The sequence below is a fragment of the Cerasibacillus quisquiliarum genome (assembly GCF_014202495.1).
Lineage (GTDB): Bacteria > Bacillota > Bacilli > Bacillales > Amphibacillaceae > Cerasibacillus > Cerasibacillus quisquiliarum.
On the sequence record NZ_JACHHA010000003.1, the window covers coordinates 252,195 to 276,665 of the forward strand.

The following is a 24,471-nucleotide window of genomic DNA, read 5'->3' on the forward strand; positions in this document are numbered from 1 at the left end:
GGATTAGTATATTGAAAGAAAGGATTGTGTATCTTGACATTAACGATGATGCATAAAACAAATATTAATCAATCACATCTACTAGCATTATACCAAACGATGCATGAACATGATGATCATATCCAAGCGAATAAGCTTGTTGATTTATATAAAAAGCAAATGGATAAAGAACTTATTATTAGCTTTTCTGGACATTTTTCTGCTGGAAAATCATCGATGATCAATGCTTTATTAGGTAGAGACATATTACCAAATAGTCCGATACCAACAAGTGCTAATATCGTCAAACTAACCTCAGGTGAAGGATACGTTCGTGTCTACTTTAAGCATGATGCACCTATTCAATATAATGAACCGTACGATATTGAAGCAGTAAAAGATTTCTGTATGAATAAAGATACAATTAAACGGCTTGACATTAGCACATCAACCGATGTCATTCCAGATCAATGTGCAATTGTTGATACACCAGGTATTGATGCGGCAGATGATGCCGACCGAATCATGACTGAATCATCTTTACATGTTGTCGATATTCTCTTTTATGTGATGGATTATAATCATGTTCAATCAGAAGTTAATTTACAGTTCCTTAAAAAAATGGAACAGATGAAGATTCCTTATTATGTCATTATTAATCAGATTGATAAACATGATGAAAAAGAATTACCCTTTTCGATTTTTCAGCAAAAAGTTGAACAAACGTTTTCACATTGGGGATTAACACCTGAGGATATTTATTATTCGTCTTTATATGATTTTACTTTATCTACAAATCAATTTACTCATATCAAAAATAAAATTAAAGACTTGTTTGTACAAGGATACCGTACACATTCGCGACTAGATGAAGCTGTTCAACAAATCATTGATGACCATAAGGAATTTTTAAAAGATCAAGCTGAAGAAGCAATCTTACAAATTGGTCATATAGATGAGTCAACTGTTGATATCGAACAAAAATTAGAAAATGTCGAAATACAATTACAAACATTAGAAGAAAATCTTTTAAACTTTAAACAATCATTTCAAAACCAAGTTAATCAAACGTTAAAAAATGCTTATATGATGCCGCGTGATATAAGGGATTTAGCAAAATTATTTTTAGAGTCACAACAAAAAGATTTTAAAATTGGTTTTTTTGGTGCGAAAAAGAAAACTGAGATTGAGAAGAAACGCCGGTTAGAACAATTTTTAACAGCTTTACAAAAATCTGTAGAATCGAATGTCCAGTGGATTTTACGTGATAAATTACTCACATTGCTTAAAGAAAATGAATTAAATGACCATCAGTTGATGACACACATTCAACAACTAACTGTTACTTTAACAAAAGCAGATATTATTGACTCGATTCATCCAGGTGCACAATTAAACGGCCAATACGTTTTAAATTATACAGAAAATATTAGTCAAGAAATTAAACGAACATTTAAAAGTAAAACCAATGACTTATTATCACAGATTTTAGCATTCTATGAAGATAAAACAAATGATCAACGCACTCAATTGATAAAGGAAAGAGAGAAACTCATTCTCATCAAACAACAAGCGATAAAAAAAGAATCTATATCTGAATCAACTGACGATGCATTTGAAAAGATTAATAGTCAGTTACAATCACCTCAATTTACGAAAGATACAAAGGCTGTAGTAGAAAAAATGATTGTAAAGCGTAATCAAGTCGTTATTGAAACGTTAAAAAGTAAAAATCTAACAGAAAAAAGAACCGTTGAAATTCGAAGCGGTGAAGAAGAAGTTGATAATGGCTCATATACGATTGACTATATCATGCCTTACGTTAAACAAACTTTAGAAACTGTTAAAGATATTCATGGTGTTGAACAAATTGTTGCTGATATTCGTCGTAAAAGGGAAAGGTTAGAGAATAGGGAATTGACAATTGCTCTATTTGGTGCATTTAGCGCAGGGAAATCATCACTTATAAATGCCTTAATTGGAAAAGATTTAATGCCATCGTCACCAAATCCGACAACTGCTGTCATTAATCGTATTAATCCAGTTACACAAGACGTTGCCCATGAAACAGGAATTGTTCATTTAAAAGATGAAACATGGTTATATCATGATTTATTCGAAATCGTCAAGCGCTTCTCTCCACCAAATACGGATCAATTTGCTGAATTGCTATCTTGGGCTAAAAATGAAGAGATTTATAAAAAAAATGCATTAAATAAAATGTATCAAGCTTACTTAGTCGCTTTAATTGATGGATATGACGACATGAAAGAAATAATAGGTAAAAAGCTTACCATTACGATTAATGAATTTAAAGATTATGCAGTAGACGAGAAAAAAGCGGCATATGTAAAGGCGATTGATTTATTTTATGATTGTGAAATGACAAGACAAGGCATTACTTTAGTTGATACACCTGGGGCAGATTCTATGAACGCACGACACACTGATGTTTCATTTGATTATATTAAGTATGCGGATGCGATTTTGTATGTAACTTATTATAATCACGCTTTATCACGTGCGGATAAAGACTTTCTTATGCAACTAGGTCGTGTTAAAGAGTCGTTTGAAAGGGATAAAATGTTTTTTGTCGTGAATGCTAGTGATTTAGCAAAAGATGAAGATGAATTAACACTTGTTCTTGACTATGTAAATGATCAGCTAATTCAATTAGGTGTTCGCTTTCCAAGAATTTATCCTATTTCTAGTAAACAATCATTACAGGATAAAATGAAAGGTTTAACGTTAAATAAGCAAATGAGCCATTTTGAGCATGATTTTTATCAGTTTATTAATGAAGATTTGTCTTCGATTATGATTGAATCATTAATTTACGATATAAACCGAATTGAACAATCAATCCAAGCATATATACACACATTACAACTTGATGAAACTGAAAAAGAGAGATTTAAAGAAAAGCTTAACAATTCACAAAAACAAATTATAACTTTTTTAAATGAATTTGATACGACAACGTATAAAGAGCAGATTCGTGATAGAGTTGATAAACAGCTTTACTATTTACGTGAACGGATGGCTATTCGTTTCCATGATATGTTTAAAGATTATTTTAACCCTACGACGATTACAAAGTCTGGTAAAGATGGTATGCGTCAATTGAAACAATGTACAGAACAATTGTTAGATTATGTAGGCTATGAACTATTACAGGAAGTGCGTGCAGTCGGTTTACGTGTTGAGAAAACATTAAATGACTTAATCGTTGAAGTCGATCAAAAAATGAAATCAAAGATACGGTCAATTGATCAATCGTTAACAATGAGTGAATTAGAAATTGGTGATTTTGAAACGCCAATATTTCAACAAGCATTTAATGATTTATCATTGTCACGTTTTAAAAAGGTGTTAGCTCGATATCGCGGGACAAAAGCTTTTTTTGTTGACAATGAAAGGGAACAAATGCGTGACAGTATGTTCACTATTATAGAACCAGAAATAGAAGCTTATACGGCATTAATCAAACAAATAATGGCGACATCTTATGAAGAGCAGTGGCTTAATGTATTAGATACGGTGAAAGAAAAAATGAAAGATGAAGTCCATTTATATATTAAGCAACAGCTTGAAGTCATGGAAGATACAAATGATTTACCAATCTATATTGATGTGTCTGAACGAATGACACAAATTTTACGAAGCATTGATCAAAAGGAGAAAAAACAATGACGAAACAACAATTAATGCTCGTTGATGGCATGGCGCTTTTGTTTCGTGGTTATTATGCGACGAGTTATCGTGGAAATTTCATGAAAACTGCTGAAGGTATGCCAACAAACGGTGTTTATCAATTTCTACGATATTTTTTAAATGCGATTGAAACATTTCAACCATCTCATGTCATTTGCTGCTGGGATATGGGGGCTAAAACATTTCGGAATGACATTTATAAAGATTATAAAGCAAATAGAAGTGCGCCTCCTGAAGAACTCGTACCACAGTTTGACCTCGTTAAAGAAGTGGTATCTTTGTTTGATGTCCCGAATATTGGTTTGAAAAACTATGAGGCAGATGATTGTATTGGAACACTTGCTAAACAATATCGAACGGAATATGATGTGCTTATTTTGACTGGAGATCGTGATATTCTGCAACTTATACATGATTCAGTTCAAGTGGCCATTATGAAAAAAGGGCAAGGAAATTATGACATTTATCATAAGGACAACTTTTATGATAAAGTCGGTCTATACCCACATCAGATTATTGATGCAAAAGGCTTAATGGGTGATTCAGCTGATAATTATCCGGGTGTTAAAGGTATTGGAGAAAAAACGGCAATTAAATTATTGAATGAATATAAAACGATTGATAATCTTTTAAATCATTTTGCTGATCTATCAACTTCGATGCAAAAAAGAATCAAAACCGATATAGATATGTTACATTTGTCAAGGCAATTAGCTGAAATTCAATGTGACTTACCACTTACATGTGATATTTCACATGCTGAATGGACATACGATCGAACCAAAGTAGCTTCTGCCTTTGAAAAGCTTAACTTTCACCGTTTAATCGATATGATCTAATAATAAACTAGACCGATATGTTTTATTACGATATAATACCTATAGAGGTATAAAGGAGGAAGACGACATGGAGTATACACCACAAGTGAAAAATCGTTTAAAACGAGTGGAAGGTCAAGTTCGCGGTGTACTTCGTATGATGGAAGAAGAAAAAGAATGTAAAGATGTTATTAGCCAACTTTCAGCAGCTCGTTCAGCGATTGATCGTGCAATGGCTTTAATCGTTGCGGAAAATTTGCAAGTTTGCGTTAAAGAAAAGTATGAAAAAGGCGAAGAGACATCTGACGCAGTTAATGAAGCAATTCAATTACTCGTTAAAAGTCGATAATTTATAGTTAAACGGCCCTTAAATTGGGCCGTTTTTAAATATTTTTAATAACCGATGATTGTTTCCATGTATGTGCCACATGATTTTTTCTCCGTTGATACTTTTCTAAATATATCATCGTCGTATCGATTTTTTTATGACCTAACGCTTGCATAATTCGATAAATATCTGCACCTTGGTCAGCACTTATAATTGCAAAACCATGTCTTAAACTATGTGGCGTAATCGAACGCTTTTCATCTTGAATAAACGGTAGATCTGCATTTTGTAAAGCATTAGATAAGTATTTGGATAAATATTTATATGAATAAGCATTATGTCTCGCTGTAACAAATATTGGTGATCGATCGTTTTTATCAACAACCGTATCTAGTCCACGACGCCTGCGAAAACGTTTAATAGCTGTAAATACATTCGGAAAAATAAACAATTCTCGTCTCTCTTTTCCCTTTCCAATCACTTCTAACCAATAGCCTTCTGATTCATAAGTTAAATCACACATCCGCGCTTGAGCGATTTCTCTTATACGCGCCCCCGTTGTTAACAAGACAGCTAGAAAACCATAAATGATTGGGTGTGATTCGTAGTATGACAATAATTGTATCGCCTCATCTGTATAAAGATCACGATTAGGACGATCCCGCATATGCACTTGTGCACTCTTAAATGTCTGATGAAGAGGATCCCTTATATAGTCTCGATCATAAAGAAATTTTAAAAATGCTTTAAATATGACTGTTTTACGTGAGATGGTCGCTACAGAATAAGTTTTTCCCCCTTTACCTAATGGAACGGACTTCAACCAATCTTGAAATTTACGGATGTGTTGTCGCTGAAGTTGTTTAAACACTGTATAAATGTCCAAAGATCTAGGTTCGTAGCCAATTTCTTTCCCCTGATGAATGAATAAATGATAGATCCATAGCAGCTCACGAAAATACTCCCGCTTTGTATCTACTGTTCTATTTTTACGCTCATCCTGGTCCTTTTCTTCATGGACAAATAAATATATCATTTCTAAATCATTAAAATGATTAAAGTTTTCCGTTTCATCAATGATATCTAACATATGAGAATAAAGTGATTTATCAAGCATTGAATCAACTATTTTAGAAATTTGTAAACTATTTAACTTATTTAATTGTGACGTTTTATTTAATGATAAATCTTTCATAATATGATGCTCCTTTTAATAGTTCACATAGATTTACATTTATATATATAAACTAACGAACATAATCATAGAATATAAGTTTACTATAGATTAATAATACTGATATAGTTACAGTTAATATAAATGTATTATAACATAATAGGTGAAAAATAGTCTCTTTGTCACCTATTACAATATATACATATATTTAATATATGTTAATTAATCAATGTATTTAATGATATAAGAACATACAAATATATGCTATACTTAATATTATGTAGCATTATAGACAATGAAAGGTGAATCATATATATGAATGAAACATTACTAACGACGAAAGAAGTAGCTGATTATCTTAATGTATCGGTTCAAACGATTTATAAATATATAAGAGAAAAAAAGCTGGTACCTATATACGAAGATTCATGGCAAATTGATGAGACACATTTATTTAAAAGAGAAGATGTTATAGCACTAAAAGAAACACTTAAAAAACCTGGTTTAACGACAGGAGAAGTTGCGAAACAGTTACAAGTACATCCGACAACTGTATTCTCTTATATAAAACGAGGCGATTTACAAGCGGAAAAAAAACCTTATAAAGGAAGAGAGTTATATTTTATTACAGAAGAAGCATTAGAAAGATTTAAAGTAAAACATCCACTACAAAAAAAGAGAGAACAGAAACGTTTTTATAGTAAGCCATTACATGTATATTTATATCAAAAAGTATATCATCAACAAGATCGAGTTATGGGACGCATTATGGAATTAAATGGTGATGGTGGTAAAGTATGGACAGAACAAGGTGAAATTTTCCCATTAAAAGAATTGAAAGAGAGAGGTTTTATCTTTCAAAGATATAAAGAAAGGCCATACATAACAAAGAAAGGATACGTATCATTCTCATTTAAAAAGCCATCACATATCGCTGCACCAGTATTTAATGTCATTGAGCTTTTTTACAGCAAATTAAGCTATCGCAATATGAAGTTAACAGAAACAGATGATGTCATTAATCTTGAAGTAAAACCATGTTTACTTGAAGACATCTATGAAGATACACATGTTTATGAAATAAAATTATTAGAAAATCATATTAAAGACGGAATCATGGAAAAAAGACATAATGGCTTACTGATTGATAATAATTTAGAACTATTAACAGTCCACATATCAAAAGAAAAGAAACATAAATTAAAAAAATTAGCCCAAAAACAATATCTATCTCTAGAACAATATGTTTTAAAACTAATAGAAGATCGATTAAATTAAATAAAATATGGAGCTTTTCCTAATAGATTCATTCGATTATGCCGATATCATATATATATAACAATTATTTTGAATCATTAGGAGCGTTAGATATGACTAATAAAACAAATATATTACTAGAAAGTGGAACAAATGAGTTAGAAGTCATCATGTTTGAAGTAGGAGGAGGGGTATATGGTATTAATGTGCTTAAAGTCCGCGAAATTATTAATCCATTACCGATTACACAGATTCCCAATTCTCCAGAAAATATCGAAGGAATGATACGGTTACGTGAGGAAGTACTTCCCGTCATTAACTTAGCAAACGTTTTAAATGTTCCGACATCAACTGATCCTTCAAAAGATAAATTTATTATTACCGAATTAAATCAAATAAAAATTGCTTTTCGTGTGCATCATGTGTCACGAATACATCGAGTTTCCTGGAAACAAATTGAAAAACCAAGCAAATTATCAACCGGACAACAAGCCTATGCCATAGGTATTATAAAATTAGAAGAAACGATGCCGATTCTGTTAGATTTTGAAAAAATTATTATTGATATTACACCAGAAGCTGGTATAAATATCGATACGTTGAAAGAATTAGGACCACGTGAACGTTCGCAAAAACATATCGTTGTGGCAGAAGATTCGGCTGTGTTAAGACAACTTTTAAAGGATACGTTAGCAGAAGCTGGCTATGAAAATGTGCGATTTTACGAAAATGGAAAAGATGCTTGGATGTATTTAAGTTCGGTAGCAGAAAATGAAAACATCGATCCGAAAGAGAAAGTTCAATTAGTTATAACAGATATCGAAATGCCACAAATGGATGGGCATCATCTAACAAAAAGGATTAAAAGTGATTCTCGATTAAGCGACATTCCTGTTATTGTTTTCTCATCATTGATTACCGAAGATTTATATCATAAAGGTATACAAGTAGGTGCAAGTTCACAAGTAAGTAAACCACAGATAGTAGAACTTGTAAAAGAAGTAGACAAACATATAATATAATATAATATATTGCTATCATAAAAGCGTGCAAATACACTTTTATGATAGCTTTTTTACTATATAAAACGGGTATCAATAGGGAATTATTTTTTAGAAATTCACTCGCAATATGTTATATTGATTGATTATAATCGATGAATGAGTAAAGAGTAAATCATTGATAAAACTACTGACTATAAAGTGATAGGTCAGTTGCTTTTTAAAGGAAGTAAATTTTTTATTTCTAGTTTACATAATATATATTATAGGAACTATAAATGAAATATCTCAATATATAAGTAAACTTATGATATTGAGATATAAAAATTATTCAGTGATTCTTTTTAATGGTTTTTTTGCTGGACCTGTTATAACTTCACCTGTATAAGAGAAACGTGATCCATGACATGGACAATCCCATGTATGATCGCCAGAATTCCATTCTACTTCACATCCTAAATGTGTACATGTCGTATTAACTAGATGCACTTTATGATGTTCATCCATATAAACGCCTGTTCGTTTACCGTTCACACGTGTAATTAATGCTTCACCTGGTCGCATTTTTTCTATTGCTTTTATATCTTTTGTATGATCAAATTTTCCTCTTAACATATGTTTAGCGACATCTAAATTGATAGCTGCGAATCGCTTTAAACCAGGATCTATTTTAAACCTTGCTGGCGTAAATAATTTAGAATAACGATTTTTCTTTCCTATGATTTGGTCAGTTATTATTTTAGCTGCTATCGTTCCGTTTGTCATACCCCATTTTCTATATCCAGTTGCTACAAAAACATTTTGATGTGTCGGTGTAATTGGACCGATATAAGGTAGCTTATCCAATGTTGTTAAATCTTGTGTCGACCAGCGAAATAATGGTTCTGAAGATTGCGTAAGATCTTGCGCAAAGTTTTCAAGCGCCTGATAATGATAACGCGTTTCTTTCCCTTGACCTGTTTTATGATTTTCACCAATAATTAATAACAATTCTTCCCCATTATATTGAACACTTCTAATCGAACGTGACGGTGATTCAGCATTTATATACATCCCACCTGGGTATTTAAATGAAGACTTTATCGCTAGAACGTATGCTCTTTCAGGATACATACGCATCGGATAAAAGCCTTCACCATCATAAAAAGGAAATTGACTTGCTACGATGACATAGTTACAAAATACGCGAATGCCTTGATCAGTAATGACAGCAGGTCGCTTATTAAATTCAATATCGACTGCTGTTGTGTTTTCAAACACGCTTCCCCCTAATTGTTGAATCTCTTCAACTAAACGTTTTAAATATAATAATGGATGAAATTGGGCTTGATTATTCATACGTAAAGCTAATTTGATCGGCAAATTTAATGGAATTTTGTCTAGTAAATCACCTTTAATATTCAACAAATCATAAGCTTTTTTCTCTTTTTTTAATTTTTCAACGTACTTTTCGTTATTTGTATAGATGTAAGCATCTTCTTCGGTTAATTGACAATCTATATTTAATGTATTAATAAATTGTTTGATTATTTCAATCGCTTCAACTTGAGCTTCGTAATATAAACGAGCATGCTCTTCACCAAAATGGTTGATTAATTCATCATAGATTAGACCGTGTTGAGCTGTTACTTTAGCCGTCGTGTGTCCAGTTGCTCCATTTAAAATGACATCTGAATCTAAAATAGCAACTTTTAAGCCATGATGTTTTGTTAATAGATAAGCTGTTGTTATACCAGTAATGCCCGCACCAATAATGGCTACATCAGCATCAATATTTTCCTTTAGTGTAGAGAATGATGGTAAATGGATCTCTTGTCGCCAAATCGGTTCCGTATTAGGTTTTTCTTTCGCCATTGGATTCAACTCCTCATATGACATTAAGAGTAGTTTACCCCATCTATCTTCTAAATATACGGAAATAAAAACACCTACTTAATTAAAGTAGGTGTTTAAAACAAGCTTATCAATTCTCAAAGAATTTGCGATTTAATTCAATATATTCACTTTCTTCTTCAGGTACTTCATCTTCTATGAAAATAGCTTCAACTGGACATACAGCTTCACATGCTCCGCAATCGATACAAACATCAGGGTCGATATAAAACATATCCTCCCCTTCTTCTATACAATCAACAGGACATACTTCAACACATTCAGCTGCTTTTTCAGTTTTACATGGTGATGTGATAACAAATGCCATATATCTTTCTTCCTCCTTTATCATACAGAAACAGCGTTTATTGCAATATTAATTAAAAAAAGTAAAGCATATTTATTAATTTTACAAAAATGAAATCACAGTTTCAAGGAAATACGTCTTATTTTATTTCTTCAAAATACGCCTTAAAAAAGCCACCTATCCGCTCACTATTATCTATAATAAAATAAAACTCATCTGTTTCATTTTTAACATCATACAATTTACCTGGTGTAAGCTTGCGATTTACGATAAACTTTTTTGCATCTGCATGAACACATTTTACTTGCTTAATAGTTGGTCGTTTTTCCCATGTTAAATGAATCATTTTTATTCCTCTTTTCTACTCATTATTTTCTTTAAATAAATATAAATAATGCCCATAACCTGCCTTTTTCATGTCTTGCTTAGGAATAAAACGAAGTGCTGCCGAATTAATACAATATCTTAAACCACCTGCTTTTTTCGGTCCATCAGGAAAGACATGTCCTAAATGAGCATTCGATTGCCTGCTTCTTACTTCTGTCCGTTTCATACCGTGAGATAAATCAAGATGTTCTGTCACATAATAGGGATCGATTGGTTTAGTAAAGCTCGGCCAACCACAACCCGCATCATATTTATCGGTTGATGAAAAAAGAACCTCACCTGTAATGATATCGACATAGATTCCTTCTTCATCATTGTCCCAATATTCATTTGCAAATGGGGGCTCTGTACCATTTTCTTGTGTGACATGATAAGCAAGAGGCGATAACTTTTCTTGAAGTTGACGATTATTAATTTGCCAATTATCTTTTATAAACGATTCTCGCCCCGATCCTCTTTTATACAATTTATAATGAAAAGCATTTTTTTTATAATAATATTGATGATTTTCTTCAGCTGGAAAAAATGGTTGAGCTGGTAAAATTTCCGTAACGATAGGACGAGAAAACTTGCCACTTTTTGCAAGTTGTTGTTTCGATTTTTCGGCTATTTCTTTTTGTTTTTTATTATGGTAAAATATTGCCGTTCGATATGACGGACCGCGATCATGGAACTGTCCATTCGCATCAGTTGGATCAATTTGCTGCCAAAAAGTTGAAACAAGTTCTTCGTATGACATGATATGTGGATCATATTCAATTTGCACTGCTTCAACATGACCTGTTTGTTGTGAGACGACTTGTTCATACGTCGGATTTTCTACATGACCACCTGTGTAGCCTGAAACAACATCATAAATACCAGGGCGTTCATCAAACGGTTCGACCATACACCAGAAGCAGCCACCAGCAAAAGTTGCAAGTTCTCGCATAATTATCCCTCCATAGTATTTAAATAAACAGTTTTGGCACTGATTCACCTGATTGTCTAGTTTGTTGTTTCATCTTAATGTTCTCATCTACATTGTTAGTGTCAGAGTTATCTGAGTTAGTCACTTCATTGACATGAACATCGGCTTCACTATTTCTGTTATTTTCAGTTTCATCGACAGATTCCATCTCTTGGAATGCTTTTAACATCTGGAACATCGTAGGTAAACTTCGTATAATTGGTCCATATTGTTTAATTAATGGTGCTGTCGTTTCAACAACTTTCAAGATACTTTGCATATGTGTTAAGACGTTTGAAATGGTTCCCGTTGTACGAGTTGAATTTATATTAGGTAAAAATCTTTTCCAAATTGATTGTAACGGATGCGTATTATGGCTCGGCTGTTGAATATATTGATAACTTGGTGGTTGGTAATAATGACGTGATGATGGTGGAAATATCATCTCAATCCCTCTCTTCAGAAAGTCATCTAGACTATTATACGTTGTGCCTAGAAAAGCGTGTAGGCATTTTAAGCATGAACTATTTCCCAGGCAAGCGCATAATCCAACACCCTTCGCCATAAATCATCTATTTATCTTGTCATGATGACGGCTAACTTGTCAAAATCTGCTATTCATTAGTTAGCATATCATATATTTCCCTTATCTTGACTATGATAGACATCCCACAATGTATCAAAAACAGATAAAGCGTTAATAAACGGACTATTCATTTCTAAATATCGACTTATTTCATCATAGCTTGTAGAATACTTAGGAAATTGATGTTCATTAAAGATCCATTCCGCTAAACGACTTTCATCATCGTCAACTAACTTACCACGATAAGACATAATAAATTGATAAAATGTTCGCATCTAATCATTCCTTAATTTGTATCTTCCATAAACGCCTCATGTTTCGCGATTTTTTTACGGTAAACGAAATGAGATAAATATATACTAATTTCATATAAGATGATTAATGGAACTGCAACGACAATTTGTAAAAAGAAATCAGGCGGTGTAACTGCTGCTCCAATAATTACCATAATAAAATAAGCATATTTACGAATTTTTTTCATAAATGATGGTGTTAGAATCCCTAACTGAGTTAAAAACATAGCAATAATCGGTACTTCAAAAAAGAGTGCAAATGGCAAGCTAACTTTAAACACAAACCGGAAATAGTTTCCTACAGTAAAGATTTCATTGAACATCCCATCATTTAGTGATAAGAGAAATGGAAGGATGAGTTTTATAAACATAAAATAGCCAAAAATAATTCCACCTAGAAATAATAGAAAAATGACTGGTATGTACATTAATGATGCTCTACGCTCTCGCTTTGTTAAACCTGGTTTAATAAATAACCATAGTTGAAGGCTCAAAAAGGGAATAGTCCCAGCAAGCGCAACAACTCCAGCTAACGTAAAATAAATCCAAATTATTTCTCCTAGGCTCGTTACAGCCAATTTAAATGGGATGTCTTTTTCAAAAAAATGATAGATTGGTTTATGATAAATAAAAGCAACGATGAAGAGAACGATAAACATAATCGCTGTCACAATTAACCGATTTCTTAACTCTGACAGATGTTCTGTGACATTCATTTCTTTCGCTTCATTTGAATTTAAATCTTCACTCATTATACTTCACTCCTAGCAGAAAAGAAGATGTAAGGTTTTATCCCCTACACCTTCCACTAAAACAACTTAGCTTTTTTTAGAATCGTCTGTTAAATCTTTCGTAGCTTTTTTAAATTCGTTCAATGATGTACCAAATGCTTTACCAATCTCAGGTAATTTTGATGGCCCAAATATGATTAAAGCAAGAATTAAAATTAAAATGAGCCCTGGTATACCAATATTACTGAACATGATGATTCACTCCAACATATATTTATTTGTTTTCCTTAATCATGTCTTTTACTTCATTAAGTTCCTCTTTAACATCGCCTGTTAGATCATTTGTTGTTTTTTTAAATACATTCAATGTTTCACCAGCGGCTTTACCTATTTCTGGTAATTTAGACGGTCCGAAAATAATTAATGCGATTATTAATATTAAAATGAGGCCTGGAACACCGATGCTTGCTAACATATAAACACCCTCTATAAATTAGTGAACGTCATTTAACTTCAATTTATCATTAGTTTATCATGTTTTTCTGTCTGTGTACAAGTTTAAAATGATTTAGCTCGATTGTATTCATCTGGGTAATTCATATTAAAGAAATGTTTTTCTACTATACCGTCAGCTATTTGTCCAAAATCATACACATACTTAACATTTATTTTTGAGAAAAAGCTTCTAACTTTTAAGTTATTTAATTGTAGTTGTTTTTGAACAACGGGTAGTACATTTTTCTTATATATACCAGATAAAGGTTGTGGGCGGTTGTTGACATAAGGAATCACAGCGTCATATGTGTCTAATTTATTTAATAAATGTTGATAGACTTCTTTATGTATAAACGGTGTATCACATGGACTGATGATGACGATATCTTTATCTATATGGTATAAAGCTGTTTCAATTCCCGCTAATGGTCCTTTACCGGGATAACGATCACGTATAACAGGCACATTTAGAAAGTCATATATTTTAGTATCATTACTGACGATATAAACTTCCTGTGATAGTTGGCGCAGTTCTTTAAGAATCTTTTCAATCACAAATTCATTATTCAATTTTAATAGTGCTTTATTTGTTCCCATACGCGATGACTGACCACCTGCTAAAATAACAGAACTAAATTCCATCTAACTTCCCTCCTACTAATTTAATCGATCATATTGGAGGAAATAGTAATCATATGGATTTTTATCATTTTTTTCGCCTTTAGTTTTTTTAGTTAAGTTCCAGACTTTCCGATCAAAATCAGGAAAGAACGTGTCACCTTGAAAATCGTGATCAATTAACGTAATGTGTAATCGATCAGCATAAGGCAACATTTGTTTATAAATCATTCCTCCACCTATAATAAAATATTCTTCATCTGGATGATCTTGATTCCAATTAAGAACTGTTTGAATATCATTAATCTTTTCAACTGTTTCAGGTAAATGAATCTGCTCATTCGTTGTAATAACGATATTCTTTCGATTAGGTAAAGGTCTACCTATTGATTCAAATGTTTTTCTTCCCATAATAATCGTATGCCCAATAGTTGTTTCTTTAAAATGTTGTAAATCTCTAGGTAAATGCCACGGCATTTTATTATTGTCTCCAATGACACGATTACGTCCCATAGCCACGACTATTGATAACATTTCATATCTACTCCTTCTATACTGCGATGGGTGCTTTAATTGCTGGATGTGGATCATAACCTTTTAGAATAAAGTCATCGACTTCATAATCAAATATACTAGCTCGCTCTTTATTTATGATTAATGTTGGCAATGATTTCGGTGACCGGGATAATTGTGTTTTAACTTGTTCCATATGGTTTAAGTATATATGTGCATCTCCAAATGTATGAACGAATTCACCGACTTTTAAATGACATTCACGAGCGATAAGATGTGTTAATAAAGCATAACTAGCAATATTAAAAGGCACACCTAAAAAAAGATCCGCACTTCTTTGATACAATTGACATGATAATTTATCGTCTGCTACGTAAAATTGAAACAAAGTATGACATGGTGGTAAAGCCATATGTGGAATATCTTCAGGATTCCAAGCTGATACGATATGGCGCCTTGAGTTTGGATTCGTCTTGATTGATGTTATCACATCTTTTAATTGATCAATTGTATCATTTTTACTCGTCTTCCATGCTCGCCATTGTTTTCCGTAAACAAATCCTAAATCACCAAACTTCTTAGCGAATTGTTCGTCTGTTAAAATAAGTAATTTAAAACGTTCCATTTGCTTCTCATATTCCTGACGAAACAGTGTATCTTTTTGGCTGCGAATGCCAAAATCAGTCATATCTGGCCCTTTATAATCTTCACTTTCTATCCATTTTTTAAATGCCCATTCATTCCATATATTATTACGATGTTCAAGTAAGTATTTTATGTTCGTATCGCCTTTAATAAACCACAGTAATTCACTAACGATTAAACGAAATGGTACACGTTTTGTTGTCAGTAATGGAAACCCTTTGCTTAAGTCAAAGCGAATTTGATGTCCAAATGATGAAAGTGTACCTGTATTTGTTCGATCGTCGCGTTTATTTCCGTGGTTAAGAACATATTGACATAAATCTAAATAGGCTTTTTCACCATAATACATTTCTATCCCTCCAAAATACAGTTTATACTGTAAGTTTCATTTTACTGTTTAACGCATTTGTTATCAAATCTGTAATCTAATCGTAAAACATAAGTGACTAGATTCTCCCATAAAATGTAATATAACAAGTTGACAAAGAAAGGAGTTTTATGATGAATGAAACGTTACAACATATCGTTAAACATTCATTCATGTATGGTGCCGTCCTTAGTCAACCTATGATCATGCCAAGTTATATTTTACATGATTTAATAGAAGCTAAAGAATTTCCAAGATATGGTGAGCATAGTGAACGTGTTCAAGCGATCCAGAAGAAATTATATGATTTCAATTTTTATCATGATGATATTGATGGTGATTTCGGTATCCTGACCGAATATGCGATTAAACAATTTCAAAGAAAAAATCAATTACCAACTTCGGGTATACTTGACGATGATACCGTTCATATGATGATTGAAGTTGAAATGGACCAATACCTAAAAAAAATTGAACAACTTTCTGAAAAAATTTATCCCGGTCTACAAAGTGAAGATGTTAGAAAAACACAAGAAATTTTACAGTTCTTCGGTTATTATCACGGACATATTGATGGGATTTATGGCCCGTTAACGACCGAAGCGATTCAACGAGTTGAAGCGGAACATCATATCTCATTAGTTAATGTACATTTGCAACAACCTTTAAAAAAAGTACATGAAAAGAAAAAGAAAGAAAAGCAACAATTAAAACAATCGACAAAAACAAATGAATCAAATGCTGATTCACAAGAATTTAAGAAAGCCGAACATACAATCCCCCCTTCTCAACCTGTAGCAACAACTCAGTCTCGTTCCACAAAAATCATCCAAACAGCCCAATTATATATTGGAACACCATACGAATGGGGTGGAACGACTCCGAATGGTTTTGATTGTAGTGGTTTTTTGCAGTTTGTCTATCAAACAGAGAACATCCAAATCCCCCGTACTGTATCAGAAATATGGAACTTTGCGGAACCTATCTCAGCCCCTTCAATAGGAGATCTCGTTTTTTTTGAAACGTATAAACCTGGTCCTTCTCATGCCGGTATTTATTTGGGAAATGGTCGATTTATTCATGCGGGTAGTTCTCGCGGTGTGGAAATTAGTGATATTAATTTAGACTATTGGCAAAATAGGTTTCTTGGTGCGAAGCGCATTATACAATAAAGAAAGAGCCATCTATAATTGGCTCTTTCTTTTTATATCTTGCAAATACCATTCCGAAAAAAATCTCTGTAAAAATTGCTCTAAAAATTTGTGTCTGTCATTCGCTATTTGAATTGCTGTTTTCGTATGAAGCGTATCCTTCAAATGGATTAACTTCTTGAAAAAATGATTGATGCTCGTCTGATTTGGATCTAATGGATCGTAAATAGGTTGGCATTTAGCACCACCGTATGCAAATGTCCGTGCAATGCCAATCGCACCAAGCGCATCTAACCGATCAGCATCTTGAACAATTTTACCTTCTAATGTTCGAGGTGTTTTTCCTTTTGAGTAAGAAATATCATTAATCGCTAATATGAGAGTATTTACATCTCTTTCTGTAAAGTGAATGTTGTATAGAAATGATTCCATTTCTAAAAGTGCATGTTCAGGATGTTTAAATAATTTATAATCTCCAATATCATGTAATAAAGCAGCTGCTTGGCATATAAAAATATCTGCTTTTTCCTTTTTGGCAATTGATTTTGCTAACATGGCTACGCGCTCTAAATGGTAATAATCGTGTCCTGTTGTATCATTAGAAAATATGTTATAAACATATTGTTGCACGAGTTGTAATTGCTTTTTTCTGTCCATTAGAACAATCCGACAGCCTTTCCGTCATCTGTCACATCCATATTTAAAGCTGCAGGTTTTTTTGGTAACCCTGGCATCGTCAACATCTCACCTGTTAAGACAACGATAAATCCTGCTCCTATGGAAGGACTTAATTCTCGAATAGTTATTGTGAAATCTTTCGGTCGTCCAAGTAGGTTTGGATTATCTGATAAGGAATATTGTGTTTTAGCCATACATATAGGTAACTGATCCCATCCTCTAGAAGTGAATGCCTTAAGTTGTTTTTTAGCTTTTGCTGATAATTGTATATCTGCTGCTCCATAAACTTGTTGAGCTATTGTCTTTATCTTCTCTTCAAGTGACATATTTAAATCATATAGATAGGTGAAATTTTTATTGTCTGTATCAATCTTTTGCACAATTTTTTCTGCTAGTAAAATACCACCATCGCCACCCTTTGCCCAAACATCGGCTAGTGCCACGTCGATTTGTCTTTCTTCACACCATTTTTCGACATATTCAATTTCACGGTCTGTATCAGTTGGAAATTTATTAATCGCTATGACATATGGTAGACCAAACTTTTCAATCGTTTCGATATGTTTTTCTAAATTTTCCATTCCATTTGCTAAAGCATCAAGGTCTTCCACTGTTAATTGATTTTTCTTAAGGCCGCCATGCATTTTTAATGCCCGAATGGTCGCAACAATAACGACTGCATCAGGTTCAAAGCTACCTGCTCGTGTTTTAATATTGAGGAACTTTTCAGCTCCTAAATCAGCACCGAATCCTGCTTCTGTTACGACATAATCCCCTAATTTAGCAGCAGTCTTCGTTGCCATAATACTATTACATCCATGGGCAATGTTTGCAAATGGTCCGCCATGGATGATCGCTGGGGTATTTTCTATCGTTTGGACTAAATTAGGTTTAAACGCTTCCTTCAATAATAAAGTTAACGCACCTTCAACTTCAAGATCTTTAACTGTTACAGGTTCATCATCATACGTATAACCGATTACGATTTTTGCAAGGCGCGCTTTTAAATCTTTTAAACTTGTTGCCAAACATAGTATTGCCATTATTTCTGAAGAGACAGTGATATTAAAGCCGTCTTCTCTTGGGATTCCTTGAAGGGGACCACCTAGTCCAACAACAATCTCTCTTAAGGCTCGATCATTCATATCCATTACACGTTTCCACTCTATTTTTCTTGGGTCGATATTTAACGCATTCCCTCGATGGATATGGTTATCTATCATAGCAGCTAAAGCATTGTTGGCAGTTGTAATCGCATGAATATCTCCAGTGAAATGAAGGTTTATATCTTCCATCGGGAGTACTTGTGAATATCCACCACCTGCTGCACCACCTTTTAGGCCCATAACAGGACCAAGAGACGGTTCTCTTAAGGCAATTACAGTATGTTTACCGATCTTATTTAAAGCTTGTCCTAATCCGACCGTAACAGTCGATTTTCCTTCACCTGCAGGCGTCGGGTTTATCGATGTAACAAGAATAATTTTACCGTCTTTTTTATGCTTTAATTTTTCGATAAGATGGTCAGATATTTTTGCTTTTGTACGACCATACGGTTCCCAATCATCCCTTTGTAAATCTAACTTTTCAGCAATTTCTTCAATAGGCTTTAAATCAGCTTCCTGTGCAATTTGTATATCTGTCTTCATAACACGACCTCCTAATCCTTTCCTTATTAAATGAATATCTTTCTGTTTATTCATGTTTATCATACCATATAAAATGTTTATCATTATATAATTAATTCACAGATTTTTCATGTTTTTTAATGCGTGATCATTGACGTAATGACTTTAATAGGCTATAGTAAATTTAAGCAAAGCGAATTTACATCTTTAACAGGCAATTTTTGTTTTGGATGAACGTTCACTTTGTATTAACACGTTTTACGTGAAAGTTTTTAGGAGGATTATTTAAATGCAAAACGGAGTAGTAAAATGGTTTAATGCAGAAAAAGGATACGGTTTTATTCAAGTTGAAGAAGGAAATGATGTATTCGTACATTATTCCGCTATTCAAGAAGAAGGTTTTAAATCATTAGAAGAAGGTCAAGAAGTGACATTTGAAATTGTTGAAGGTGAACGTGGTCCACAAGCTGCTAATGTCGAAAAGAAATAAGTAAACACATATATTAAGCGGTAGTCCCTAGGGACTACCGCTTTTCTGTTGTTATCGTTGAACATCATAAGACATTCTTAAAGCCTTTTCTTCGTTTGGGATGCGTATTTTTAATAAAACAAGATGAATAATTGGGAAAATCACAGCAGTCAAATAGGCACCAAAAAGTAATGGAATCACTAATAATTCGATACCCACGATAATATAATTCGGGTGTTTAACATATTTATAAGGTCCTTTCCGAATCAATGCTACACGAGGCAAGACAATGATTTTCGTATTCCAAAATCGACCAAGAGAAACGATACACCAAGCCCGAAGGAATTGCGTTAATAGAAATATGCTAAGTAAAATATAATTAACCGAAAAATCTTCTCGTCCAAATAGCCAAGCTTCTAAGTAAATTGCTACAAAGAATAGGCAATGTACGATGACAAACCATTTATAATGTTCTTGTCCAGTCTCTATTCCTCCCCTTTCTTTCATCCAATTTTCATTACTTTTAGCAATAACTAATTCAATTAACCGTTGCATAATAATACAAAGATATAAAATCAACATCCACGTCTTCAATTTAACTCCACTCCAATAATAATAATTCGGAACTAAATCCGGGTCCTAATGCTGATAAGATACTTCTATGTTTGCTTTCCGAATCTTTAATCCATTCCCTTAATACGTATAACACAGTTGGTGATGACATATTTCCATGATTTTTTAATACGTCATAAGAGTGTCGTAATTTCTCACTCGGAATCAAACAAGCTTCCTCCATAGATTCCAACACTTTTCTTCCACCTGGATGTGCTATAAATGAATCTATATCATCGTTTACTAGAAGATGTTCTCCCATAAATTTTTCAAGATGCGGTTTAAACAACGTGTGAATAAGTTTTGGAATTCTTTTTGAGAAAATAACATTAAAGCCGTTTGTATTTATATTCCACCCCATAACATTTTCTGTATGCCTTTTAGTAAAAGAACTTGTCGATTTAATAGAAGGTGTTTGTTTTGCTTGAACATATCGATTTAAATGCGATTTATTTCCGATTAATAATGCAGCACTTGCTCCATCTCCAAATAATGCCGTGCCTACAATATTACTTTTTCTTATATCATTGTTTTGAAAAGTTAAACTACATAATTCGCAACATATGAGAAGAACATTGGTAGTTGGCTGAGCTTGTAATATGTGATGAGCATGTGAAATACCGATTGCTCCACCAGCACAACCAAGTCCCCATAACGGCGTGCGTGATATCGATTCTCTAAATGGGAGACGATTTATAATATGTACGTCAATTGTTGGTGTAGCAATCCCAGTACTAGAAACAAAAATAATGTGATCGATATCTGAAATAGGAACTGTTTTTTGCAAAAACGATTGGTTTGTTAAACAGTCTTCAATAGCTATTAATGATAAATCGACAGCATGCTTGATATATAAATCATTACGGGTTTTGAAGTCTTGAGTGGTCTCAAACCAATCAGGTGTTACAACAAATTGACGTGACTGTATCGCTGCATTTTCGAAAACCGTTAATAATCGGTTTATCATTCGTTTTTCATTTACGAAGATTTTTTTTACTAAACTTTTAACAGTTTCTTGATCCAATGTGTGGCTAGGAACTCCTATACCAACAGAAGCAATTTTTGTCATATTTTCACCTTTTTATAATTATACTGCCCATCTTCTTCAAATTTTATTAATAATTTGTTCACATAGTAGTCACATTCTTTTTTAACTTAATCGTTAGTAAAGCCTATGCAGATAGTGTTACGGCGATGTTTTGACTAAAATGTGACATCTATGATAAAACCTTAAGTTACGCTCATAAATTTTGTATGATGGTAATGAAGACAACAACAACTGAGAGGGAGTGGAAAACATGGCATCTGAAACAAAGAAGAATATCGGCGATAAAAACGAACCAGATTTGAGAGGTACATTAGTCTCAGTGATGTTCGTTCTCGCATTTATCGTCATCAGTTGGTTTGGAGTATTAGGGATATTCTTATCAAGATAATGACAAGGGAGTGAATTTTTATGCATTTACACAGATTTGAAAAAATATGGCTCGTATTTGGAATCGGTTCCTTAGTTGTATTTATGCTTATTCTAGGATATGGAGCATTTTGGAAAGGAACTCACCCACAGAGTCACGGTCAAATTATAGACCCAAATAATGTTGAAGCATATGATGCTTTCAAACCTGAAAATTTAGGTGTTAATAAAGTAGATGATAAGCGTTATGTTATAAACGTTGTCGCATCAGCATTTAACTACGATTTTGGCACAGATAAAGATGGAAATGCCGTTAAAACAATTCGTATTCCAAAAGGATCAAATGTTTTATTCCAAGTTACTTCTCCAGATGTTGTCCATGGTTTTAATATCGCTGGAACAAATGTGAACATGATGATTGAACCAGGATACGTTAGTAAAATGGAAACAGTACTAAATAATCCTGGCGAATACACAATCGTATGTAATGAATATTGTGGTGTAGGTCACCACTTAATGTTTGGTACACTGGAGGTGTATGAATAATGGCATTAGCAAAAGCAGAAACAACATCGAGTCAAGAAATTGGTGTCTATCCAATTCATGAGAAAAGTAAGAAATTATATATGTCTTTTATGTATGTGACATTCATCTCCTTATTAATCGGGGGATTAATGGGATTATTACAAACATTAGTACGTTCAGGTAAATTAACTTTACCTTGGGGAATTGGCTATTATCAAATCCTTACTGTTCACGGCGTTATTCTTGCACTTGTGATGACGACGTTCTTCATTATTGGATTCCAGTTCTCTTTAATGGAAAAATCAGTTGGAATGTCTGATAAACAACGTAAATTTGGTTGGCTAAGTTTTTGGGTCATGTTAATTGGTACGATTATGGCTGCCACAATGATTTTACTTGGAAAAGCTAGTGTGCTTTATACATTCTATGCACCACTTAAAGCGCATCCAGTTTTCTATATCGGATTAGCATTAGTTATTATTGGATCATGGATTGCTGCTTTCACTAATTTCCATCAAATTTCTGTATGGAAAAAGAAACATCCTGGTGAAAAAACACCACTACCTGCATTTATGGTAGCCATTAATATGATCATGTGGTTTATTGCTACATTGGGAGTTGCAACTGCAGTTCTCGTACAATTTATTCCATGGTCACTAGGTTATGCATCAACAATTAATGTTCTTTTAAGTAGAACGTTATTCTGGTATTTTGGTCACCCACTTGTCTATTTCTGGTTATTACCAGCATATATGACTTGGTATGTTATTATCCCGAAAATTATCGGTGGAAGAATTTTCAGTGATGCATTAGCAAGAATGTCATTCGTATTACTATTATTCTTCTCAATTCCTGTAGGGTTTCACCATCAGTTAACTGAACCAGGTATCCACCCTACTTGGAAGTTTATCCAAGTTGCATTAACAATGATGGTTGTTATTCCTACGTTAATGACTGCATTTTCTATGTTTGCAACTTTCGAAATTACAGGGCGTAAAAAAGGTGGAAAAGGTGTTTTTGGTTGGATGAAAAAGTTACCTTGGGGTGACGTACGTTTCTTAGCACCTTTCCTAGGTATGATCGGGTTTATACCTGGTGGTGCTGGTGGAATTATTAACGCATCACACCAATTAAACATGGTTGTTCATAACACAATTTGGGTAACCGGACACTTCCACTTAACTGTAGCAACTGTTGTACTCTTAACATTCTTTGGTGTTACTTATTGGTTAGTACCACATTTAACTGGTAGAAAACTAACACCTCAACTAAACAAATTAGGTATTATTCAATCAGTTATTTGGTCAGTTGGTATGCTGATTATGTCTACAGCCATGCACATTCAAGGTTTAAAAGGCGGTCCACGTCGTTCTGAGTTCTCAGAGTACGGTGGTACAGCTCAAGCACAAGAATGGATTGGGTATCAAATGGCACAAGCTGTTGGAGGAACAATTCTGTTCATTGCTATTTTACTCATGCTTTACATTTTCGTAAAACTAGCTTTCTTTGCACCTAAAGGTGTTACAGAATATCCGCTTGCACAAGAAGAACCAGATGCAGAACCTACTCCAGCATGGTTTGAAAACTGGAAAATGTGGATTGGAATTACAGTAGCATTAATTTTATTCGCATACTCTATTCCAGTATTCGACATGATCCAGTATTCACCTCCTGGTTCACCACCATTTAGCTGGCCTATTGGAAACTAATCATAAAGGGGCTGGGACAAAACTAGCTCAAAATAGTATAAAAAATGGTTCCAAGCATTAAAAATTGGCTCTTTGTCAAATGGTGTTGGTCAGTAAAATTAAAATCGAGATATTGGTTATTTGAATCATCATGTTCTGTTGCTTAAGCAACAGAACATAATGATTCTTTTTGTTTCACTACAGCTCTTAATTTAAAGTGAAGTATGATTCGATTTTTGAAATAATTAAAGTTTCTATACCCATAAGCGACG

Annotated in this window: 27 protein-coding genes; 10 read left to right on the forward strand and 17 right to left on the reverse strand. The window is 33.3% G+C overall.

The genetic code is table 11. The features are described 5' to 3' along the window. Window positions 1-33: 33 nt before the first annotated feature. The 3 genes from HNQ35_RS05805 to HNQ35_RS05815 all read left to right on the forward strand — a co-directional run bounded on the left by HNQ35_RS05805 (window position 34) and on the right by HNQ35_RS05815 (window position 4,860). Window positions 34-3,672, forward strand: a complete 3,639-nt coding sequence (locus HNQ35_RS05805) for a dynamin family protein (protein ID WP_146935896.1) — start codon at window positions 34-36, stop codon at window positions 3,670-3,672. After that, a complete protein-coding gene (locus HNQ35_RS05810) occupies window positions 3,669-4,532 on the forward strand; it encodes a 5'-3' exonuclease (protein WP_146935898.1) in 864 nt (287 codons plus the stop codon). Before HNQ35_RS05805 ends, HNQ35_RS05810 begins: the two co-directional genes overlap by 4 nt. A 67-nt stretch (window positions 4,533-4,599) precedes the next feature. After that, window positions 4,600-4,860 carry a metal-sensitive transcriptional regulator gene (locus HNQ35_RS05815; protein WP_146935900.1) on the forward strand — a complete coding sequence of 87 codons (261 nt, stop codon included), beginning with the start codon at window positions 4,600-4,602 and terminating at the stop codon, window positions 4,858-4,860. Between the two features lie 34 nt (window positions 4,861-4,894). Here the strand turns inward: HNQ35_RS05815 and HNQ35_RS05820 are convergent, their stop codons facing one another. After that, entirely contained in the window at window positions 4,895-6,034 is a 1,140-nt protein-coding gene (locus tag HNQ35_RS05820) for a tyrosine-type recombinase/integrase (protein WP_146935902.1), read from the reverse strand. 294 nt (window positions 6,035-6,328) lie between these two features. Between HNQ35_RS05820 and HNQ35_RS05825 the strand changes: the two genes are divergently transcribed. Then, window positions 6,329-7,291 (forward strand): helix-turn-helix domain-containing protein, encoded by a 963-nt coding sequence (locus HNQ35_RS05825; protein WP_146935904.1) that lies wholly within the window; start codon window positions 6,329-6,331, stop codon window positions 7,289-7,291. A 92-nt stretch (window positions 7,292-7,383) separates the two neighbouring features. After that, window positions 7,384-8,292 carry a chemotaxis protein gene (locus tag HNQ35_RS05830; protein WP_146935906.1) on the forward strand — a complete coding sequence of 303 codons (909 nt, stop codon included), beginning with the start codon at window positions 7,384-7,386 and terminating at the stop codon, window positions 8,290-8,292. Between the two features lie 306 nt (window positions 8,293-8,598). Here the strand turns inward: HNQ35_RS05830 and HNQ35_RS05835 are convergent, their stop codons facing one another. The 12 genes from HNQ35_RS05835 to HNQ35_RS05890 all read right to left on the reverse strand — a co-directional run bounded on the left by HNQ35_RS05835 (window position 8,599) and on the right by HNQ35_RS05890 (window position 16,016). After that, window positions 8,599-10,125, reverse strand: coding sequence for an FAD-dependent oxidoreductase (locus HNQ35_RS05835; protein ID WP_146935908.1), 1,527 nt, complete (start codon window positions 10,123-10,125; stop codon window positions 8,599-8,601). Window positions 10,126-10,234: 109 nt separating this feature from the next. Then, window positions 10,235-10,471 carry a ferredoxin family protein gene (locus HNQ35_RS05840; RefSeq protein ID WP_146935910.1) on the reverse strand — a complete coding sequence of 79 codons (237 nt, stop codon included), beginning with the start codon at window positions 10,469-10,471 and terminating at the stop codon, window positions 10,235-10,237. Between the two features lie 118 nt (window positions 10,472-10,589). Then, the gene (locus tag HNQ35_RS05845; protein WP_146935912.1) at window positions 10,590-10,796 is read right to left on the reverse strand and encodes a DUF6501 family protein; all 207 of its coding nucleotides are present in this window, start codon (window positions 10,794-10,796) and stop codon (window positions 10,590-10,592) included. A gap of 15 nt (window positions 10,797-10,811) precedes the next feature. Then, window positions 10,812-11,768, reverse strand: coding sequence for a peptide-methionine (S)-S-oxide reductase MsrA (msrA, locus tag HNQ35_RS05850; RefSeq protein ID WP_146935914.1), 957 nt, complete (start codon window positions 11,766-11,768; stop codon window positions 10,812-10,814). Window positions 11,769-11,787: 19 nt separating this feature from the next. Then, on the reverse strand, window positions 11,788-12,231 hold the full coding sequence (vrrA, locus tag HNQ35_RS05855; protein ID WP_170226598.1) for a VrrA/YqfQ family protein: 444 nt from the start codon (window positions 12,229-12,231) through the stop codon (window positions 11,788-11,790). 188 nt (window positions 12,232-12,419) lie between these two features. Beyond that, entirely contained in the window at window positions 12,420-12,647 is a 228-nt protein-coding gene (locus tag HNQ35_RS05860) for a YozE family protein (RefSeq protein WP_146935918.1), read from the reverse strand. 11 nt (window positions 12,648-12,658) lie between these two features. After that, window positions 12,659-13,417 (reverse strand): twin-arginine translocase subunit TatC, encoded by a 759-nt coding sequence (tatC, locus tag HNQ35_RS05865; protein ID WP_146935920.1) that lies wholly within the window; start codon window positions 13,415-13,417, stop codon window positions 12,659-12,661. 66 nt (window positions 13,418-13,483) lie between these two features. Next, the gene (gene tatA / locus HNQ35_RS05870; RefSeq protein ID WP_146935922.1) at window positions 13,484-13,648 is read right to left on the reverse strand and encodes a twin-arginine translocase TatA/TatE family subunit; all 165 of its coding nucleotides are present in this window, start codon (window positions 13,646-13,648) and stop codon (window positions 13,484-13,486) included. Window positions 13,649-13,670: 22 nt separating this feature from the next. Beyond that, window positions 13,671-13,871 (reverse strand): twin-arginine translocase TatA/TatE family subunit, encoded by a 201-nt coding sequence (gene tatA / locus HNQ35_RS05875; RefSeq protein ID WP_146935924.1) that lies wholly within the window; start codon window positions 13,869-13,871, stop codon window positions 13,671-13,673. A gap of 83 nt (window positions 13,872-13,954) precedes the next feature. After that, entirely contained in the window at window positions 13,955-14,533 is a 579-nt protein-coding gene (gene mobA / locus HNQ35_RS05880) for a molybdenum cofactor guanylyltransferase (RefSeq protein WP_146935926.1), read from the reverse strand. 15 nt (window positions 14,534-14,548) lie between these two features. Then, window positions 14,549-15,043 (reverse strand): dihydrofolate reductase, encoded by a 495-nt coding sequence (locus tag HNQ35_RS05885; protein ID WP_146935928.1) that lies wholly within the window; start codon window positions 15,041-15,043, stop codon window positions 14,549-14,551. Between the two features lie 16 nt (window positions 15,044-15,059). Continuing rightward, entirely contained in the window at window positions 15,060-16,016 is a 957-nt protein-coding gene (locus tag HNQ35_RS05890) for a thymidylate synthase (RefSeq protein ID WP_146935930.1), read from the reverse strand. Window positions 16,017-16,168: 152 nt separating this feature from the next. Between HNQ35_RS05890 and HNQ35_RS05895 the strand changes: the two genes are divergently transcribed. Then, window positions 16,169-17,206: a C40 family peptidase gene (locus tag HNQ35_RS05895; RefSeq protein WP_170226600.1), complete on the forward strand. Its 1,038-nt coding sequence runs from the start codon at window positions 16,169-16,171 to the stop codon at window positions 17,204-17,206. 12 nt (window positions 17,207-17,218) lie between these two features. Here HNQ35_RS05895 and HNQ35_RS05900 read toward each other — a convergent pair whose 3' ends face one another. After that, window positions 17,219-17,842, reverse strand: coding sequence for an HD domain-containing protein (locus HNQ35_RS05900; protein WP_146935934.1), 624 nt, complete (start codon window positions 17,840-17,842; stop codon window positions 17,219-17,221). Next, window positions 17,842-19,512: a formate--tetrahydrofolate ligase gene (locus HNQ35_RS05905; protein ID WP_146935936.1), complete on the reverse strand. Its 1,671-nt coding sequence runs from the start codon at window positions 19,510-19,512 to the stop codon at window positions 17,842-17,844. The genes HNQ35_RS05900 and HNQ35_RS05905 overlap by 1 nt, the downstream gene beginning before the upstream one ends. A 268-nt stretch (window positions 19,513-19,780) precedes the next feature. Between HNQ35_RS05905 and HNQ35_RS05910 the strand changes: the two genes are divergently transcribed. Further along, window positions 19,781-19,981, forward strand: coding sequence for a cold-shock protein (locus HNQ35_RS05910; protein ID WP_146935938.1), 201 nt, complete (start codon window positions 19,781-19,783; stop codon window positions 19,979-19,981). A gap of 51 nt (window positions 19,982-20,032) precedes the next feature. On the opposite strand, the gene HNQ35_RS05915 is transcribed toward HNQ35_RS05910, so the two are convergent. Continuing rightward, complete coding sequence (locus HNQ35_RS05915) at window positions 20,033-20,554, reverse strand: isoprenylcysteine carboxyl methyltransferase family protein (RefSeq protein WP_146935941.1); 522 nt, start codon at window positions 20,552-20,554, stop codon at window positions 20,033-20,035. 1 nt (window position 20,555) lies between these two features. Then, the gene (locus tag HNQ35_RS05920; RefSeq protein ID WP_146935943.1) at window positions 20,556-21,641 is read right to left on the reverse strand and encodes a type III polyketide synthase; all 1,086 of its coding nucleotides are present in this window, start codon (window positions 21,639-21,641) and stop codon (window positions 20,556-20,558) included. A gap of 229 nt (window positions 21,642-21,870) precedes the next feature. On the opposite strand from HNQ35_RS05920, the gene HNQ35_RS05925 reads away from it, so the two are divergent. From HNQ35_RS05925 to HNQ35_RS05935, 3 genes are read left to right on the forward strand one after another with little or no spacing between them, the layout of a single operon-like run. Beyond that, window positions 21,871-22,008, forward strand: a complete 138-nt coding sequence (locus tag HNQ35_RS05925) for a cytochrome c oxidase subunit 2A (RefSeq protein ID WP_146935945.1) — start codon at window positions 21,871-21,873, stop codon at window positions 22,006-22,008. A gap of 20 nt (window positions 22,009-22,028) precedes the next feature. Beyond that, window positions 22,029-22,532 carry a cytochrome c oxidase subunit II gene (locus HNQ35_RS05930; protein WP_146935947.1) on the forward strand — a complete coding sequence of 168 codons (504 nt, stop codon included), beginning with the start codon at window positions 22,029-22,031 and terminating at the stop codon, window positions 22,530-22,532. Then, window positions 22,532-24,220: a b(o/a)3-type cytochrome-c oxidase subunit 1 gene (locus tag HNQ35_RS05935; RefSeq protein WP_146935949.1), complete on the forward strand. Its 1,689-nt coding sequence runs from the start codon at window positions 22,532-22,534 to the stop codon at window positions 24,218-24,220. Before HNQ35_RS05930 ends, HNQ35_RS05935 begins: the two co-directional genes overlap by 1 nt. The last annotated feature ends 251 nt before the right edge of the window (window positions 24,221-24,471 follow it).